Raw genomic sequence first — 16,830 nt, 5'->3', positions numbered from 1 at the left:
TCATTTTGTTCATTATGGTTTAAAGCATAGGTTGCTGTATAATTTGCTGCTGAACGCGGTGATGAATAGTGGTTTTGTAACGTAATGAGGTACCTGTTCTGTTTTTGAGCACAGCCTGCATTTCGGCAATGATCGATAGGGCAATTTCATCGGCATTTTCTGATCCTATATCCAATCCCGCCGGTCCAAACACGCTTTTTAATAGTTCCGGGCTTGTTTTTTCGCCGCTTTGGGCAAACTCATCCAGCATTTTTTCAAGGCGTTTTTTGGGTCCCAAAACCCCGATGTAAGCGGGTTTTAGCGGCAGCAACTGCTTTAATACGCAGCTATCGTAATTATAGTTGTGTGTCATCAGCATAATTACAGTGCGTTCATCAATAGCTATATGATCAAGTATGTTTTGGGGTTTTGAGATAATTATATTTAAGGCCAGTGGAAACCTTTCGGGAATAGCATAGTTTGAGCGGCCATCAATGATATTAATTTGCCAGCCCAGTACCGATGCCATTTGCACCAGGGGGATGGCATCATTACCGGCCCCGAAAATGATAAGTGAAACGGCAGGTTGTATCAGTTCAATAAAACAGGTGAACCTATCGCCATATAAATAAGTTTTGGTAACGGAGTTGCCATGTTGTAAAACGTCATAAGCGTCATTAAGCAATGCCGGTTTAATGGCCTCATCAGGAAAGTCGCCAATAATTTGTTTGTCCTGGTTAAGCAGTAAGCAAGTGCCGGGCTGCAGGGCCTGCTTATCGTTCACAGTGAATAAGGTGATGAGCACCACCGGTTCGCGTTTGCTTAAAAAAAGTTTAAAAAGCTGGATGGGATTATCCTGCTTGTTGCTGAAAATAGGTTCTATCAATATCTGGATAACGCCGTTGCAACCCAGGCCTACGCCAAATTTGGCATCGTCATCGTCGGTAGTATCATAAGTAACCAGCATGGGTTTGCTTTGCGCCATTACCAACCTGGCCTTGCGCAAGGCATCACCCTCCAAACAGCCACCACTTATGGCGCCGGTAAGCTGTCCGTTTTCGGTAATAAGCATACGAGCTCCTGCGCGACGGTATGACGAGCCCTCTACATGCACAACCGTTGCCAGGGCGGTTTGCAGGCCGTTTTTTTCGGCCTTGTTAAATGCGTTTACAATATCTTTAAGCTCTTTCAATGGTTTATAATGGAGTATTGATGGCAAATGCCGTTAAATAAACCAATATCAGCAATTTTAACCAACAAAAAAGTACATTTAACTTACAATGAACAAAATTGTAATTTTTACTTTAGGCCTAACAATAATGAAGGCTAAAAACTCCAATTTTGTTAAACTAAGATGCACACTGTAATTTATTCCAATTGCTAATAGATAATCACGGTCGACCGATAAACTACCTTCGCCTCGCGGTGACCGATAGGTGTAACCTGCGCTGCTTTTATTGCATGCCCGAGCATGGCTTAAACTGGCTGTCGCGTACGGAATTAATGAGTTATGACGAAATGTTGCACAGCTGCGCTTTACTGGTTAACATGGGGATACAAAAAATCCGCATTACCGGCGGCGAACCCTTTGTACGTAAAGATCTGATGCGGTTACTTACTGCCATATCCAAATTAGATGGTTTAAAGGAGTTGAGTTTAACCACCAATGGCGTTTTAACCGCTCCTTTTGTTCCCGAATTGAAAAAAATAGGCGTACGTAGTGTAAATCTTAGTCTGGATACTTTGGATGCCAACCGTTTTTTTGCTATCACCCGTCGTGATGAGTTTGCCAATGTGATGGCTACTTTGGATGCATTGCTGAAGCACGATATCGAGGTTAAAATAAACGCGGTGGTAATGGACGGGCAAAATACGCAGGATATTATCCCATTGGTGGCAATAACTAAAGATATGCCCGTAAGTGTGCGTTTTATTGAAGAAATGCCTTTTAACGGCGACGGGCATTTATATACCGGCTTGCAATGGGACTACGTGCGCATTTTGGATGAAATTAAAACCCAATACCCGCAGATTGAAAAATTGACCGATCCGGCTTATTCAACAGCTTATAATTACCAGGTGCCGGGGCATAAGGGTACGGTAGGTATTATCGCGGCTTATTCGCGTACGTTTTGCGGTACCTGTAACCGGATACGGATAACTCCGCAGGGCGAGTTAAAAACCTGCCTTTATGATGATGGTGGACTAAATATAAAAGATTTAATGCGAAGCGGGTTTAACGATACTAAAATAAAATCAGCCTTGCTAAACGCTTTTAGTAATAGAGCCAAAGATGGCTGGGAAGCTGAGCAGTTGAGAGTAGTGCATCCGGGGATTCATGAATCGATGGCGACGATTGGGGGGTAGGAGGCTAAAAGCGAAAGGGTTAAGGCTGAAAGATTTTTGGCTTTTATAGAGACGGGTAAAAGCATGACGCAGACGACTCACCCCCGACGAGGCTTCGCCCGTCTGCCCCTCTCTCCGACTGCGTCGCATAGAGGGGGCGAAAGAAAAATAAAAGGAGTGGTGTTTACCCTCTATGCGGCTTTAGCCGGAGAGAGGGTCGGCCAGCGAAGCGTAGCCGGGGTGAGTCGTAGCCAGCGTTCAAAATGATGCAAGGTAAAATAACAAACAAACGCCATCCAGGCCCAAAGCTTTCCGCTTTTTGCCTTTGGCTTTAAGCTTATAAAATGACTACTGTTGAACAAGCTGAAAAACTTATCCTGGCGCAATTGAAGGACTACGGGGATGAAACCCTGCCCTTTGAACAGGCTTTAGGCAAGGTATTGGCCGAGCCTATCCTTGCCGACCGTGACCTGCCGCCATTTAACCGGGTGACCATGGATGGTATAGCGGTGAGTTATAGCGCGCTCCAAAACGGTGTAAATACCTTTAAAATAAAGGCAATCCAGGCGGCTGGTGATGAACCAACCGATATCAACGAGCCGACTGAATGCATCGAGATTATGACAGGCGCTGTATTGCCCGCTTCTGTAGATACCATTATCCGGTACGAGGATGTAGAGATCAGGGCAGGGCTGGCCAGCGTTCATGTGCAGGATATTAAAAAAGGACAGAATATTCATCCTCGTGGCATTGATAAAAAGCAAGGTGATGTGCTTGCAGCCGCAGGTGAAACGGTTACGCCGGCTATTATCAGCGTGGCGGCATCAACCGGTAAAACGCATTTGCTGGTTAAAAAACTGCCTCGTGTGGTGATCATTTCATCGGGCGACGAATTGATAGATGTTAATCAAACGCCATCACCCTACCAAATCCGTAAATCAAACAGCTACACCGTAAAAGCGGTTTTAAAACAGCATGGATTAGCGGCCGATGTACTGCATATTCCTGACGATCCGGATATAACTAAAACACAAATCAAACAGTGCCTGCAAAATTATGATGTACTGTTGCTAAGCGGCGGTATCAGCATGGGTAAGTTTGATTATATTCCCCAGGCTTTGGAGGATTTGCAGGTTGAAAAGATTTTTCACAAGGTAGCGCAGCGCCCCGGTAAACCATTTTGGTTTGGCCGGTACCAGGATGGGGTATTGGTATTCGCGTTTCCCGGTAACCCGGTAGCCACGTTTATGTGCCTGCACCGTTATTTTTTAACCTGGTTAAGGGCAACCCTTGGCTTGCCGCAACAATTGCCCGTATACGCTGTTTTGGATAAGGATTTCGAGTTTTTACCGCCTTTGCAGTATTATTTACAGGTAAAACTAAAAAGCAATCAGCAGGCACAGCTCATAGCCACGCCGGTAGAAGGAAATGGATCGGGCGATTTTGCTAACTTAGCAGATACTGAAGCTTTTTTAGAATTGCCGCTTGAAAGGAACGAATTTAGAAAAGGAGAGGTGTTTAGAGTTTGGAAATTTGTCTGAACCAGGATTAATTGGATTCATCAGAATTTTTGGATTTTGATTTGCGTCTTCTTAAAAGAAAATCCTGTTAATCCAATAACCCGCTTAATTGTGGTTCAGGCAAAAAAAGAAATCATTCTCAATCAGCGTAATCATAAATATAAAATGTTAACCCATATAGATAAACAAGGCAACCCCGCTATGGTTGATGTAGCCGCCAAGCAAGCCACGCACCGTACAGCTACGGCGCGCAGTGTTGTGGTGCTGCCCGATGAAGTGCTGCAATATTTGGTTAATGGCGAGTTGCTGAGCAAAAAGGGGCCGGTTTTTCAAACGGCTATTATTGCCGGTATAATGGCAGCTAAAAAAACGGGCGACCTGATTCCGCTTTGCCACCCGCTGGGCATGGAAAATTGCGCTATTACTGTGGAGGTTAATAAGCAGCAGGAAATTGTAATTGAATGTACGGCCAGCATCACGGCTAAAACAGGTATCGAGATGGAGGCGTTGGTTGGCGCATCCATCGCCGCGCTTACCGTGTATGATATGTGCAAGGCCATGAGCCACGATATTGTGATTAAAGAAACCAAACTGATAGCAAAAACAGGAGGTAAACGTGACTTTAAACGAGGGTAATCCCGAAAAAAAACACCGCAAACACGCCAAGCTGACCAGGCCATCTACCGGTAATTACAGCCGTAATGAGTGGGCTATTGTTGGCGGGCCATGCGTGGTGATCAAACTATTGGCCGATGACGTTATTGGCGCGCTGGGTGCCGAATATAAATGCGCTTACATAGATACATCGCATAACGATGATGTTACCTTGCTGCCGGGCAGGTTGGCTACCGGGGCGATATTGGATTATACCGATCAGTTAAACTACCAGCAGTTTAACTTTCAAAACCCGCTGATGCCGTATCAGCTTAAGCAGCAATTTGCAAATACCGATTTATTACTGGTAAATGGCAATCATCAGCTGGCTAAAGCACAGGTGGTAATTATCGATATCAATAAACGGGCGTCATTGCTTAAACGGCTTGACCAGTTGACCAATGTAGAGCTATTTTTATTGGCCGATAATAGTGATGATTTGTTCGATTTTATCAAAGAAGCCATCCCCAACTGGCAGCAGATTCCGGTTTATAAACTGGGCGATAAAGAAAAGATCATCGCCTTTTTTGATGCCCAGTTAAAGCAAGCCAAGCCCGTTTTAAACGCTTTGGTATTGGCCGGCGGTAAAAGCGAACGCATGGGGTTTGATAAGGGCGGCATTAACTGGCATGGTAAACCACAGCGTTACTACATGGCCGATATGCTGAAGCCGTTTTGTAAGGACGTATACATTTCTTACGCGGCTGGTCAGGTGGAGGATGTAAACGCGCCGTATCCATCGTTAACGGATACTTTTACCGGGCTTGGCCCGTATGGCGCCATATTATCTGCCTTTAGGGAGCAGCCCGATAGTGCCTGGCTGGTGATAGCCTGCGATTTACCTTTGATGGATGAGGGCACGCTGCGTAATTTGGTGGCCTGGCGCAATAGCTCGTCCGTAGCAACGGCTTATTATAGTCCGGTTACTGACTTTCCCGAACCATTGATAGCCATTTGGGAACCGAAAAGTTACCCTATCTTGTTGTCGTTTTTGGCGCAGGGCAATTCATGCCCCAGGAAAGTGCTGATCAATACAGATATCACCCTACTAAACGCTCCGCAGCCTGAAGCGCTTACCAATGTAAACACACCCGAAGAATTAGAAACGGTAAAAAGGATTATCCATCAAAAATTAGCTGCTAATGAGCAATCCTGATTTAAGATACAGCTGCCAGATAGCCTTGCCTGGTTTTAGCGCAAGCGCTCAGAAGCTATTACAACAGGCAAAGGTGTTGATAGTAGGAGCTGGTGGTTTGGGCTGCCCGTCCGCGCAATATTTAACCTCTACAGGGGTGGGCACTATTGGCATTGCCGATTTTGATACCGTATCAGAGAGTAACCTGCACCGCCAGATTTTATACACCCCAGCTGATATAGGGCAGGAGAAAGCCATTTTAGCCTGCATGCGCTTGCAAGCGCAAAATCCGGGCGTAAAATTGGTACCCTATACAGAAAAGATTACATCAACAAACGTACTGGATATTGTGAACCAGTACGATATTGTGGTTGATGGCACCGATAATTTTGAAACCCGGTACCTGCTAAACGATGCCTGCGTTTTAAGCAGTAAGCCGTTAGTTTACGGTGCTATTTACCAGTTTGAAGGCCAGGTGGCGGTATGGAACGTAAAATGCAAGGACGACCAGCGAACACCAAATTACCGGGATCTTTTCCCTAAGGTTGATGCTACACAAATCCCTAATTGTGCCGAAGGCGGCGTAATCCCCACCTTGGCGGGTATTATTGGCTGTATGCAAGCCAATGAAGTAATCAAATACATTACCCAAACCGGCGAACTGCTGGCCGGCAAAGTGCTCATATTTGATGCACAAAGCATGCAAAGCCGCATTATTAAAATAGGCAGCGTAACCCAAACAAACATCAGGCGTTTAACCCAAACGGTAAGCACCCCAACCATAACTGCAGAAGAACTCAAAGCCAGGCTGCAAAAAAATGATATAGAATTGGTTGATGTACGCACCGAACAGGAGCGTGATGCCTATGATATTGGCGGCACCCACATCCCATTGGATGAACTGGAAAGCTACCTGCCATTTTTTACCAGCACTACTACCAAAGTACTGTACTGCGCCACCGGCATCCGCAGTGCCGAAGCCGTAAAGCTGATTATGAAAATGATGCCCGAGGCGGATGTGTTATCGCTGAAGGGCGGGTTGAAGGGATATATTTAGATGTAAGAGATGTTTTCAAATTATAAAAAACCGTTGTCATCCTTGAACGCTGTGAAGGATCTTCTTCGTTAGAAAAGTAGGCGATTTACAGGGCGAAGAAGATCCTTCGTTCCTCAGGATGACAAAAGAGATGTCTATTTTTTACCCGATCCTTGAATTAAATCCGAAATCGAAATTCCCAAATCCGAAATCTCAGGGGTGCGCTGCTACCCAAACTTCGCACGCTGTTGGTGTTGTCACCAACAGTAGGTTCGTGATGCTCTTTGCTGTTATTTTACCCAATGGCCTTGTACAGAAAGACGTTTATTTCTCGCAGTCAGGGATAGTATACTTAGGCGAAGGTAGCGCCGGAAAACAATTGTTGGTGACAACACCAACAACGGGCAGTTGTCATCCTGAACGCTTGAAGGATGACAAAAGAAAGGTCGATTTTTCCCTCAACCCTCGAATTAAATCCGAAATCGAAATTCCCAAATCCGAAATCTCAGGGGTGCGCTGCCACCCAAACTTCGCCATCCTCAAAGGCCTCTTTTTTCCAGATAGGGACGGTTTGTTTCAGGGTGTCTATGATATATCGGCAGGCCTCAAACGCGGCATCACGATGGGCGGCAGACACCGCGATCACCACAGGTACTTCGCCAACCTGTAACTCACCTGTTCGGTGATGGATTAGTACTTTTTGCACCGGCCATTTTTCAAATGCCTGCTTGGCTATCTTTTCCATCTCGCTAATGGCCATCGGTTCGTAAGCCTCAAAATCAAGTTTTAAAACCCTTTTGCCTTTGGTGGCATTGCGTACCGTGCCAATAAACACATCTATACCGCCACTTTCGGGCGACATTACCCAGTCAATGCATGACTGAATATTTAAAACATTTGCCGAAAGCAAGATCTGGGTATTGCTCATTTTTACTTATGCTATCAACGATTTGAAAAAATATTTAGGCGAATCCTGGTAGCCCTGCCGCTCATAAAAACGGTGTGCATCAACCCTGCGCGAGTGGCAATGTACCTCAATCCTGTCGCAATTACGTTCTTTAGCCAGGGTGGTAAGATGGTCTTCCATCAGTTTACCTACGCCTTTGCTTCTGGCAGATGCATCAACGGCAAAACAACTGATGCGTACAAAGTCGCCTTTTACTACCAATTGCGTTAAAAAATCAAAAGCGATAAAGCCCGCGACTTGCCCATCCACCTCGCAAACCAAAACTTGTGAATTAGCCTGACCAAGCATTCGCTCCAAATTAGCCGGTAAAAAACTTTCCGACCCCGGATAGCCCAATTGTGCAAGCAGGTTTGATATTGCTGGATGATCGGATACGACGGAACTTCTGATAAACATATTTTTCTTTTGAGTAAGGATTTTTGGATTAAGGAATAAGGACTTTTTCTTGGATTAAGGATTTATGGAGCAAGGATTAAGGCATTGTTTTATATTTAAATTGTCATGCCGAACTTGTTTCGGCACCCCATCGGGTAGGTCTACTTCACGAAGTATACTTTGCATATGGGGTTCTGAAACAAGTTCCAGAATGACTTCGTTTTTGTTTTCCCTTGTAGGGATGGGTTTCTGTAAGCGATTATACGTTATGTTCACGAATGGTCAATTAAATCCTTACCCCGCCTTCCCCAAGGAAGGAATCGCACTTTCCCAACGCTTTTTTCTTTCAAACTCATCTCAACCTAAAAAAAGTCCCACAATCCACCAGTCTCAAAGTCCCACAGTCTGCCAGTCCCAAAATCATCCTCCGCTCACCGGTGGTATAATCGCTATTTCGTCGCGTTCATGAATGGTATCGCCGGGTAGGGCGTATTCGTTATTTACGGCCACCATGTATGATGCCAGTTGTTTTAGGCGCGGATACTGCTGCTCCAATACATACTTTAAATTATAAATGGTTGCATCGTTTGTCAATTCCAAACTCACTGCCGAACTCCCGAATATCTCCTTAGCTACCCCAAACGCCAGTACATTGATCTTCATAAATCAAAATTAGGCCAAAACGGAAACAAAAGTTAAACAAAGTGAAAATATAACATCATGCTAATCAAAAGCTCCCCCTTTAGGGCACCAGGGGGTTAAACATTTTATACCACTAAATTGTATATTTACATATGTCAGCCAAGTCCACACAGCACCTGCCCATTGTAAAAGTAACCGCCCAAAATAGTACACTCGCTGTTGATGTGCTTGCTATTGAGGAACCCTTAGAGATCAGGCTGGAATATGGGCCTCAAGAGCAGCGGGTTGTGCGCAATGTTTCCGTTACCATGCGCACACCAGGTCATGATGCCGAACTGGCTAAAGGTTTTTTGTTTACCGAGGGCATCATCAAAAACGCCGCGGATATAGCATCAACCCAACACCGGTTTATTGCCTGTGCCGAAGATAAAGAGAACACTATACAGGTTAGTTTAAATCCCGGCGTTATGCCGCACCTCCAAAATACCGAACGTAATTTTTATACCACATCAAGCTGTGGGGTTTGCGGTAAGGGTTCTATCAACGCCATCCGCACGGTAAGCAGTTTTGTTGCCGGGGGCGAAGATCATGATATGGTAACTACTCATGTACTCCATCAGCTCCCGGCCATTTTACAGCGTCACCAGCGTGTTTTTACAGATACCGGCGGCCTACATGCCTCTGCCTTATTTACTACGCAAGGCGAGCTTCTGTTGCTGCGTGAGGATGTAGGCAGGCATAACGCGTTAGATAAGTTGATAGGAGCTGCCCTGGCTTATGATTGGCTGCCCTTAAACCAAACCGTGTTGCTGCTAAGCGGTAGGGCAAGTTTCGAGCTGGTACAAAAAGCGGCTATGGCAGGCATTAATATCATCGCGGCTGTTGGCGCGCCTTCAAGCCTGGCCGTGCAACTGGCAGATGAATTTAAAATTACGCTGATAGGATTTCTGCGCGACGAACGTTTTAATATTTACACCGCGGCACACCGCGTATTTATACCAGGCAATGAAACTGTTACTACCGGCAGTTCCGTTGTTGTTGAAAATATATAACACCTATGAAAATACGTATTAAAGGAAATTCGTTACGATACAGGCTTACCAAAAGTGATGTAGCGCAACTGGCCGAAGAAGGACATTTACAAGAGGAGGTGGACTTTGGCGGCCAGCAGCTTTATTATGCTGTACAGTTGGTTGACGATGAGCACCTATCCTCTGTTTTTAGGGAGAATACGATCATCCTGTACGTACCCAAATTTGTGATCAAAGAATTTGTTGATACCGATAAGGTTGGCTTTGAGGGTAAACACGGCAACCTGTTTTTATTGGTCGAAAAAGATTTTACCTGTTTGGATAATGTAGATGAAGACCAGAGCGATAATTACCCTAACCCATTGTTAGCTAAAAAGCCATGAGCAATAGTATAAAAGAACAACCCGCAGCAGAGAATCCCGAAGAACTGCTCGATCTGAAGGTGACCAAGCCAAAAACCTGGGCGGCGGGCATACCTGCTGTAACGGTGGCTATGGTTGATATTTTGCAGGAGTCGGGTTTTGTGCGGGGGATGGAAGGCTTGTTTAAGATGAACAAGAAGGATGGTTTTGACTGCTCTGGCTGTGCCTGGCCCGATCCGGACGACGACCGTTCGCCCATTGCCGAGTATTGCGAAAACGGCGCCAAAGCCCTGGCCGAGGAAGCCACCACCAAAAAACTCACTGCCAAATTCTTTGCCGAAAATTCAGTTGCCGATTTGGCTAAACTAAATGATTACGAGATTGGTAAAAAAGGCCGTATAGCCCAACCGGTTTACCTGCCCAAAGGCGCTACGCATTATCAGCCTATCAGCTGGGACGATGCCTTTAAAAAGATAGGGGATAAGCTTAACAGCCTGGCATCGCCGGATGAGGCGGCTTTTTACACCTCAGGGCGTACCAGCAATGAAGCCTCGTTTACTTATCAGTTGTTTATCCGCGAGTTTGGTACCAATAACATGCCCGATTGCTCAAACCTGTGCCACGAATCTACCAGTTTGGGTTTAGCCGAGGCCATTGGGATAGGTAAGGGCACCGTTACGCTGAATGATTTTTATGATACGGATGTAATCATGATTATCGGCCAAAATCCGGGTACTAACCACCCCCGGATGCTTACCGCTTTGGAGAAAGCCAAGCAAAAGGGTGCAAAGATCATCGCCGTAAATCCGTTGCACGAGGCTGGTTTAATGGGCTTTAAAAACCCGCAAACCCTTAAAGGCATACTGGGCATAAATTCCCAACTTGCCGACTTGTACTTACAAGTTAAAATAAACGGCGATATGGCTTTGTTGAAAGCCATTGAAAAACTGCTATACAAAGCTGAGCAGGAAAACCCAGGTAAAGTGTTTGACCACGAGTTCATCAAATCCAATACAGAAGGCTATGTAGCTTTTCTGAACCACTTAAACCAGTTTGAGTTATCGCACCTTGCCGATGAATGCGGCATCTCAATAGCCCAGATTGAGCAGGCGGCCGATATGCTGAAAGATAAAAGCCGTATTATTATTTGCTGGGCCATGGGCGTTACACAGCACGTAAACGGGGTAGCTACTGTAAAGGAAATTGTTAACCTTGCGCTGCTTAAAGGAGCCATAGGCAAGCCCGGTGCCGGTTTATGCCCTGTACGGGGGCATAGCAATGTGCAGGGTAACCGCACCATGATGATATTTGATAAACCCAAACCAAAACAGTTAGATAAACTGAAAGAGGTTTTCGGCTTTGAGCCGCCGCGCAAACATGGCTATGATGTGGTAGAATCCATACAAGCCATGCACGAGGGTAAACTCAAGGTTTTCTTTGCCATGGGTGGCAATTTTCTTTCGGCTACGCCGGATACTACTTACACGGCCGAAGGGATGCGAAAATTGGAAATGAGTGTTCATGTATCAACCAAACTTAACCGTAGCCATCTGGTGCATGGCGATGAGGCCTTGATATTACCAACGCTTTCGCGAAGCGATAAGGATGTTGTACTCGGCGAAGATCAGTTTATCAGCAGCGAAAACTCTATGGGCGTTGTGCAAATGTCAAAAGGCATGTTGGAGCCTATCTCCAAAGATTTGCTGAACGAAAATCAGATTGTATGCCGTATGGCAAAGGCTACGCTGGGTAGCCGATCTGTAATTGATTGGACAAAATTCGAGAAAAGTTACGACGCCGTACGCGATGCCATAGCCAAAACAATCCCTGGTTTTGAGCATTACAACCAAAAGGTGCGCATCCCCGGAGGTTTTTATTTACCTAATGGGCCGCGCGACGGCAAGTTTGAAAATATTGATTTTGGCAACAGGGTAGGATTTAACATTGCCGAACTACCCAAACACGAAATAGGCGAAGGCGAGTACCGCATGACCACCATTCGTAGCCACGATCAGTTTAATACCACCATTTACGGCTTAGATGACCGCTATCGGGGCATCCACAATGAGCGTCGTGTAATATTCATGAACGCCAACGATATTGCCAAAGCCGGCTTTAAAGATGGTGAATTGGTTGATCTTTACAATAACTTCGGCGGGAGGGAACGTGTAGCCAGGCTTTTTGTCATCGTATCTTACAACATCCCCGAAGGTAATACCGCCACTTACTACCCGGAAGCCAACGTACTGATCCCAATTGATAGCGTAGCCGAAAAAAGCAATACGCCAACTTCAAAACTGGTATTTATCAGTATCAAAAAGCATCAGCCTAAATAAGTTTTAGCGCGTAGAGCCCAAAAGTCATTGCTTCGTAGCGCCCCATAACAAGGTGTTTTAAGGAGGGGCGGTCATCCTGAGCCTGTCGAAGGACGTGCGCAGAGGCCTTCGCCCGCATGCTTCGACAGGCTCAGCATGCCCCCATTTTTTCTATTAGTATGTCATCTCTACTTTCGGAGTCCACAGATTTTATAACTAATAATGATAGCTGTATAGGTACTCAATAGAGTAGATTAAATTTGAAATAAATTTAAACAGGCTTCAAATAAAAATCTCTTTTTTAAGCTGATTTTGATTGGTTTGTAATAACTTACTACCATGTCAACTGTGCTTTAATGTCAACCTCTGCCATGCCCGATAACTTGGTTATCAACAATAAACACAAGCTTGCCGGGCTTGATCATTTGCGGGCATTGGCTATCACCCTGGTTTTCTTTTACCATTACCAGTTGTTTGGTCATCCCGAATGGGAGGGAAGAATTTGTGAATTTGGCTGGACGGGTGTCGACCTGTTTTTTGTATTAAGCGGTTTTTTAATAGCGGGCCAGCTTTTTGCCACCATAGCCAGGCGGTACCAAATTTCCTTAAAACAGTTTTTTATAAAACGATTTTTCAGAATCATCCCCGCTTACCTGGTGATGGTTGGGCTATACAGTTTTGCTCCGTTTTTACGCGAAGGGGAAGGCATTGCACCGGTTTGGAAGTATCTCACTTTTACCCTAAACTACGGGTTAGATAGGCGGTACGTAGGCACGTTTACCCATGCATGGTCCTTATGCGTGGAAGAGCAATTTTACTTGTCGTTACCTTTAATCATATTGCTGTGCCGCTATTTAAAAGTTGGCAAAAAAATAACATGGTTGTTTCCCTTACTATTTATTGCCGGTTTTGCCGTGCGGGAGTGGTGTTGGCGCTATCAGGCGCTTCCCAACTTAAAAACCGAAGGCGCATGGACTAAATATATTTATTACCCAACCCATAACCGTTTGGACGGTTTGCTTATTGGTGTTGCCATTGCAGGTTTGTTTACCTTTTGGCCGCAAATTAAGCTTCGTGTTAACAACCATGGTAACCTGTTGTTGGCTACGGGACTGGTGTTATTAGCCGCATCATATTTTGTCACTTTGCAACATTCCGATCATAAGGCATCTGTGTATGGGTATCCTTTGGTATCGCTTGCTTTTGGTTTTATAGTGGCCGGAGCGGTTTGTCCATCGTGTATTTTGTATAAGCGGGCTTGGTGGCTTACATCGCAAATTGCTACGCTATCGTACTCCATTTACCTTGTACATAAAATGATGATCCACTTAACGCAGGTTATTGGTGGCTACTTAGGTATGGATGTTAACGGAAATCTGATGTTTCTGTTGTGCATTATCAGTTCTATATCCGGCGCTTTGTTAATGCGGTATTTGGTTGAAAAACCGTTTTTGAAATTAAGGGATAGGGTGCTGAAGAGTTGAAAAGCCATACAGGCGTCATTGGTTGATGCAACTTGAATCAACCATAAAATTTTATTCGCCGTGTTCTTTTTTATATCTTAAATACAACAAACCTACTACAATTACCAGGCCTGTGGCTAAGGGGAATACCTCTTTATTATGGTCTATTTGACTATTTATACAATCAGCATCTATATAATTGATTTGACGTGCTGTTAGTGAGACAATCGCATCTTTTGTTAAGAAATCGGTTTTTATACCTAACTCAATGGTATCACCATTATTTACTCTACTTTGGAAAACGTTATAGTCAAAACATTTATAATCATCGGCGGCTATTTTAATATAATCGGCCGACTCATTAATGTAAAGTTCGTATGATATGTCCCCTTTATATTGTATTTCTCGAATTGTTCTGAAAGTAGCCTTTTTAAACGAAATATTTTTCCTGCTTACATGTGGAGTTAAAAGAACATCGATCGAAGCCAGGGAAAGTATGATGCAAACTATCGTAAATACGATCTTCTTTTCGCGTAATGATCTCATGCTGTAACAAGGCCTGGTTTGTAATTTATGCCTTTAGAAAAGTTTTATTTAAACCATACCATGCTACCCAGGCTTATGAAAAGCGGTATGGCTATAAGTAATACAAGGTAAACAAAGGATCGTTTGTGTGCAAAGTTCAATGTCCAGCCCAGGCCGGTGCGCTTGGGGAGCCAGATCGCCGGGTCGTCGGCATTGATATAAATAATGCCCCATTTCCAGTATTTAAAATCATTACGGTCAAAATTGCTCATATACAAATTTAGATTTTTGGATGATAACTTCTCTTGTCCGGTTGCTGGTAACCTCCTCAAATATATCTTCAAACAATTGAATCATTTTATCCAGAATTTATCCAGTTTATTTGATTAACTATATCAAAAATTACAATCATGAAATTGGTAAACACCTCCATTTGCTTATTGATGTTTGGCGCGGCATTGGTTATGCCTGCTGCTTTATCGGCACAACAAAAAACCGGCTTTAGGGTACTGGCATCGTATCCTGTTAAAAGTTCGGGCGGTTGGGATTATATTACGGTTGATGGTGCCGCAAAACTGGTATACACATCGCATGGTAGCCAGGTAAATATACTGTCAACCACCACCGGCGATTCGGTTGGTGTTTTTACCGATACCAAAGGCGTACATGGTATAGCGCTTGTTAAAGATTTAAATAAGGCCTACACCAGCAATGGCAGGGCAAATACAGTAGGTGTTTTTGATTTGAAAACCAACCAGCTGATAAAAGCTATACCGGTGGGTACCAATCCCGATGCTATTTTTTATGATGATTATTCAAAAAAGGTATATGCCTTTAACGGCAGGAGTAAAGATGCTACGGTAATTGATGTTACCACCGATGCTGTTGTGGCAACAATTCCATTGGGTGGCAAGCCGGAAACGGGCGTATCTGACGGCAAAGGCAAAGTTTTTGTAAATATTGAAGATACCAATGAAGAAGTTGTAATTGATGCTAAAACCTATAAAGTGATAAACAGGTGGAAACTGGTAGGTGGCGATGAGCCATCGGGCCTGGCTATTGATCGTAAAACCAACCGTTTGTTTATTGGCTGCGGCGGTAATAAAACCATGATTGTTTTAAACGCCGTAACCGGAAAAACAGTAAGCAAATTCCCGATAGGCGACTGCGATGGTGTGGCGTTTGATCCCGTCCTTAAACAAGCTTACAGCTCAAATGGCGAAGGTACCTTATCGGTGATCCGCGAGCTGAGCGCCGATAAATTTGTATTTGTTGAAAACATAGTAACCGAACCAGGTGCCCGTACCATTGGTTTAGATGAAGTTACCCATAAACTTTACCTGCCAACAGCTAAATCGGTACCAGGAACACCAACAGCCGATAATCCGCACCCATGGCCTAAGCAAATTCCGGGTACTTTTCATATTATTGTTGTAGGGAAATAATATCGCCTGCCCCGTTGTGGGTTATTGGACTTCCCGTTATCAATAATATGCTTACAAACCAAAGAAAAAAGCTGATCACTTATACCCTCGCTATTTTAATAGCGGGGTTTGCTATTCTTACAGTAGCGGTTGTATTGTTGCCCAACAACCTGCTTGATGTTAAATTTTCAAAAGAGGTACAGGAGCATCAAAACCCGCTGCTTGATTCAAGCATGGAATTTATCAGCTGGTTTGGTTACACACCCGGCGCGCTGATTACAGTAGCCGTTACCGCGCTGCTTTTACTGGTGTTTAAATACAAAAGAGAAGCGCTGTTTGTGTTGCTTTGCCTTTTAGGAGGCCTTGTAAGCACCATCGTTAAGTTTTTTGTGGATAGGCCCCGTCCATCGGCCGATGTTGTGCGGGTGATAACCAAAACTGCCCAAAAAAGCTTCCCCAGCGGGCACGTGCTGTTTTATGTGCTGCTTTTTGGTTTTATACTATTGCTGATGAACCAACTGAAGCAAATTAACAGAACGTTGCGCATCACCGTTGGCGCCATTTGCCTTTTCCTTATTTTCAGTATCCCATTTTCAAGGATCTACCTCGGTGCGCATTGGTTTACCGATGTATTGGGTGGCTTTATACTGGGTTTACTTTGCTTATTTACACTCAGCTATTTTTATGAGAAGGGGAAACGGACTACCGATGTGGAATAAACTCCAATTTTACAACAGTCGCGTTTATCTATTTTATTCTGTTAATTCTTAAATTCTGAAAATCCTGATTCAGACAACTATTTATCCAACACGAATTTAACCGCAAGTGTGCGCCCGCCTTTATGATATTTTCCCGAGATAGACGATGGCATAGGACTATAATTCTGCTGCATATTGCTCAATACAAAATAATCGCCGTTTTGCAGGTATTTTGATTGAAACAGCATGGTGTTACCGGTTTCTGGCCGGCCGCTGTTTGCGTAATAGGTAACATTCCCTATATGTATCTCGCTGCCGCCTATAAAACCGTTGGCCAATTTTAACTGCATGGTTTTGC

At 44.4% G+C, this 16,830-nt stretch carries 18 protein-coding genes; 11 read left to right on the top strand and 7 right to left on the bottom strand.

The genetic code is table 11. The features are described from left to right. Positions 1-19: 19 nt before the first annotated feature. Positions 20-1,171 carry an XdhC family protein gene (locus QWZ17_RS03575; RefSeq protein ID WP_290303553.1) on the bottom strand — a complete coding sequence of 384 codons (1,152 nt, stop codon included), beginning with the start codon at positions 1,169-1,171 and terminating at the stop codon, positions 20-22. 185 nt (positions 1,172-1,356) lie between these two features. Between QWZ17_RS03575 and moaA the strand changes: the two genes are divergently transcribed. The 5 genes from moaA to QWZ17_RS03550 all read left to right on the top strand — a co-directional run bounded on the left by moaA (position 1,357) and on the right by QWZ17_RS03550 (position 6,691). Further along, positions 1,357-2,346: a GTP 3',8-cyclase MoaA gene (moaA, locus tag QWZ17_RS03570; protein WP_290303552.1), complete on the top strand. Its 990-nt coding sequence runs from the start codon at positions 1,357-1,359 to the stop codon at positions 2,344-2,346. Between the two features lie 323 nt (positions 2,347-2,669). Then, a complete protein-coding gene (locus QWZ17_RS03565) occupies positions 2,670-3,866 on the top strand; it encodes a molybdopterin molybdotransferase MoeA (RefSeq protein ID WP_290303551.1) in 1,197 nt (398 codons plus the stop codon). Positions 3,867-4,010: 144 nt separating this feature from the next. Continuing rightward, a complete protein-coding gene (gene moaC, locus QWZ17_RS03560) occupies positions 4,011-4,481 on the top strand; it encodes a cyclic pyranopterin monophosphate synthase MoaC (protein ID WP_290303550.1) in 471 nt (156 codons plus the stop codon). Beyond that, a complete protein-coding gene (locus QWZ17_RS03555) occupies positions 4,462-5,655 on the top strand; it encodes an NTP transferase domain-containing protein (RefSeq protein ID WP_290303549.1) in 1,194 nt (397 codons plus the stop codon). Before moaC ends, QWZ17_RS03555 begins: the two co-directional genes overlap by 20 nt. Beyond that, positions 5,642-6,691 carry a HesA/MoeB/ThiF family protein gene (locus QWZ17_RS03550; protein WP_290303548.1) on the top strand — a complete coding sequence of 350 codons (1,050 nt, stop codon included), beginning with the start codon at positions 5,642-5,644 and terminating at the stop codon, positions 6,689-6,691. Before QWZ17_RS03555 ends, QWZ17_RS03550 begins: the two co-directional genes overlap by 14 nt. A 484-nt stretch (positions 6,692-7,175) precedes the next feature. Here the strand turns inward: QWZ17_RS03550 and QWZ17_RS03545 are convergent, their stop codons facing one another. The 3 genes from QWZ17_RS03545 to QWZ17_RS03535 all read right to left on the bottom strand — a co-directional run bounded on the left by QWZ17_RS03545 (position 7,176) and on the right by QWZ17_RS03535 (position 8,675). Further along, positions 7,176-7,598: a molybdenum cofactor biosynthesis protein MoaE gene (locus QWZ17_RS03545; RefSeq protein ID WP_290303547.1), complete on the bottom strand. Its 423-nt coding sequence runs from the start codon at positions 7,596-7,598 to the stop codon at positions 7,176-7,178. Positions 7,599-7,604: 6 nt separating this feature from the next. Next, complete coding sequence (locus tag QWZ17_RS03540; RefSeq protein ID WP_290303546.1) at positions 7,605-8,033, bottom strand: GNAT family N-acetyltransferase; 429 nt, start codon at positions 8,031-8,033, stop codon at positions 7,605-7,607. Positions 8,034-8,432: 399 nt separating this feature from the next. Beyond that, the gene (locus tag QWZ17_RS03535) at positions 8,433-8,675 is read right to left on the bottom strand and encodes a MoaD/ThiS family protein (protein ID WP_290303545.1); all 243 of its coding nucleotides are present in this window, start codon (positions 8,673-8,675) and stop codon (positions 8,433-8,435) included. A 131-nt stretch (positions 8,676-8,806) separates the two neighbouring features. Here QWZ17_RS03535 and fdhD point away from each other — a divergent pair, with 131 nt between their 5' ends. The 4 genes from fdhD to QWZ17_RS03515 all read left to right on the top strand — a co-directional run bounded on the left by fdhD (position 8,807) and on the right by QWZ17_RS03515 (position 13,846). Further along, a complete protein-coding gene (gene fdhD / locus QWZ17_RS03530; RefSeq protein ID WP_290303544.1) occupies positions 8,807-9,706 on the top strand; it encodes a formate dehydrogenase accessory sulfurtransferase FdhD in 900 nt (299 codons plus the stop codon). A gap of 5 nt (positions 9,707-9,711) precedes the next feature. Then, the gene (locus tag QWZ17_RS03525) at positions 9,712-10,068 is read left to right on the top strand and encodes a DUF7009 family protein (protein WP_290303543.1); all 357 of its coding nucleotides are present in this window, start codon (positions 9,712-9,714) and stop codon (positions 10,066-10,068) included. After that, positions 10,065-12,383 (top strand): FdhF/YdeP family oxidoreductase, encoded by a 2,319-nt coding sequence (locus tag QWZ17_RS03520; protein ID WP_290303542.1) that lies wholly within the window; start codon positions 10,065-10,067, stop codon positions 12,381-12,383. Before QWZ17_RS03525 ends, QWZ17_RS03520 begins: the two co-directional genes overlap by 4 nt. Positions 12,384-12,718: 335 nt before the next feature. Then, on the top strand, positions 12,719-13,846 hold the full coding sequence (locus tag QWZ17_RS03515) for an acyltransferase family protein (protein ID WP_290303540.1): 1,128 nt from the start codon (positions 12,719-12,721) through the stop codon (positions 13,844-13,846). A 51-nt stretch (positions 13,847-13,897) separates the two neighbouring features. Here QWZ17_RS03515 and QWZ17_RS03510 read toward each other — a convergent pair whose 3' ends face one another. Then, positions 13,898-14,371, bottom strand: a complete 474-nt coding sequence (locus QWZ17_RS03510) for a hypothetical protein (RefSeq protein ID WP_290303539.1) — start codon at positions 14,369-14,371, stop codon at positions 13,898-13,900. Between the two features lie 44 nt (positions 14,372-14,415). After that, on the bottom strand, positions 14,416-14,622 hold the full coding sequence (locus tag QWZ17_RS03505; protein ID WP_290303538.1) for a DUF5808 domain-containing protein: 207 nt from the start codon (positions 14,620-14,622) through the stop codon (positions 14,416-14,418). A 138-nt stretch (positions 14,623-14,760) separates the two neighbouring features. On the opposite strand from QWZ17_RS03505, the gene QWZ17_RS03500 reads away from it, so the two are divergent. Together QWZ17_RS03500 and QWZ17_RS03495 are read left to right on the top strand one after the other, a co-directional pair. Beyond that, entirely contained in the window at positions 14,761-15,795 is a 1,035-nt protein-coding gene (locus QWZ17_RS03500) for a YncE family protein (protein ID WP_290303537.1), read from the top strand. A gap of 47 nt (positions 15,796-15,842) precedes the next feature. After that, on the top strand, positions 15,843-16,493 hold the full coding sequence (locus QWZ17_RS03495) for a phosphatase PAP2 family protein (RefSeq protein ID WP_290303536.1): 651 nt from the start codon (positions 15,843-15,845) through the stop codon (positions 16,491-16,493). A 77-nt stretch (positions 16,494-16,570) separates the two neighbouring features. On the opposite strand, the gene QWZ17_RS03490 is transcribed toward QWZ17_RS03495, so the two are convergent. Continuing rightward, complete coding sequence (locus tag QWZ17_RS03490) at positions 16,571-16,822, bottom strand: hypothetical protein (RefSeq protein WP_290303535.1); 252 nt, start codon at positions 16,820-16,822, stop codon at positions 16,571-16,573. Positions 16,823-16,830: the final 8 nt, after the last annotated feature.

This window comes from Mucilaginibacter flavus, from assembly GCF_030409315.1.
Classification (GTDB): Bacteria; Bacteroidota; Bacteroidia; order Sphingobacteriales; family Sphingobacteriaceae; genus Mucilaginibacter; species Mucilaginibacter flavus.
Note: the sequence above shows the minus strand (reverse complement) of the source record. Positions and strands in the feature narration are given on the sequence as shown.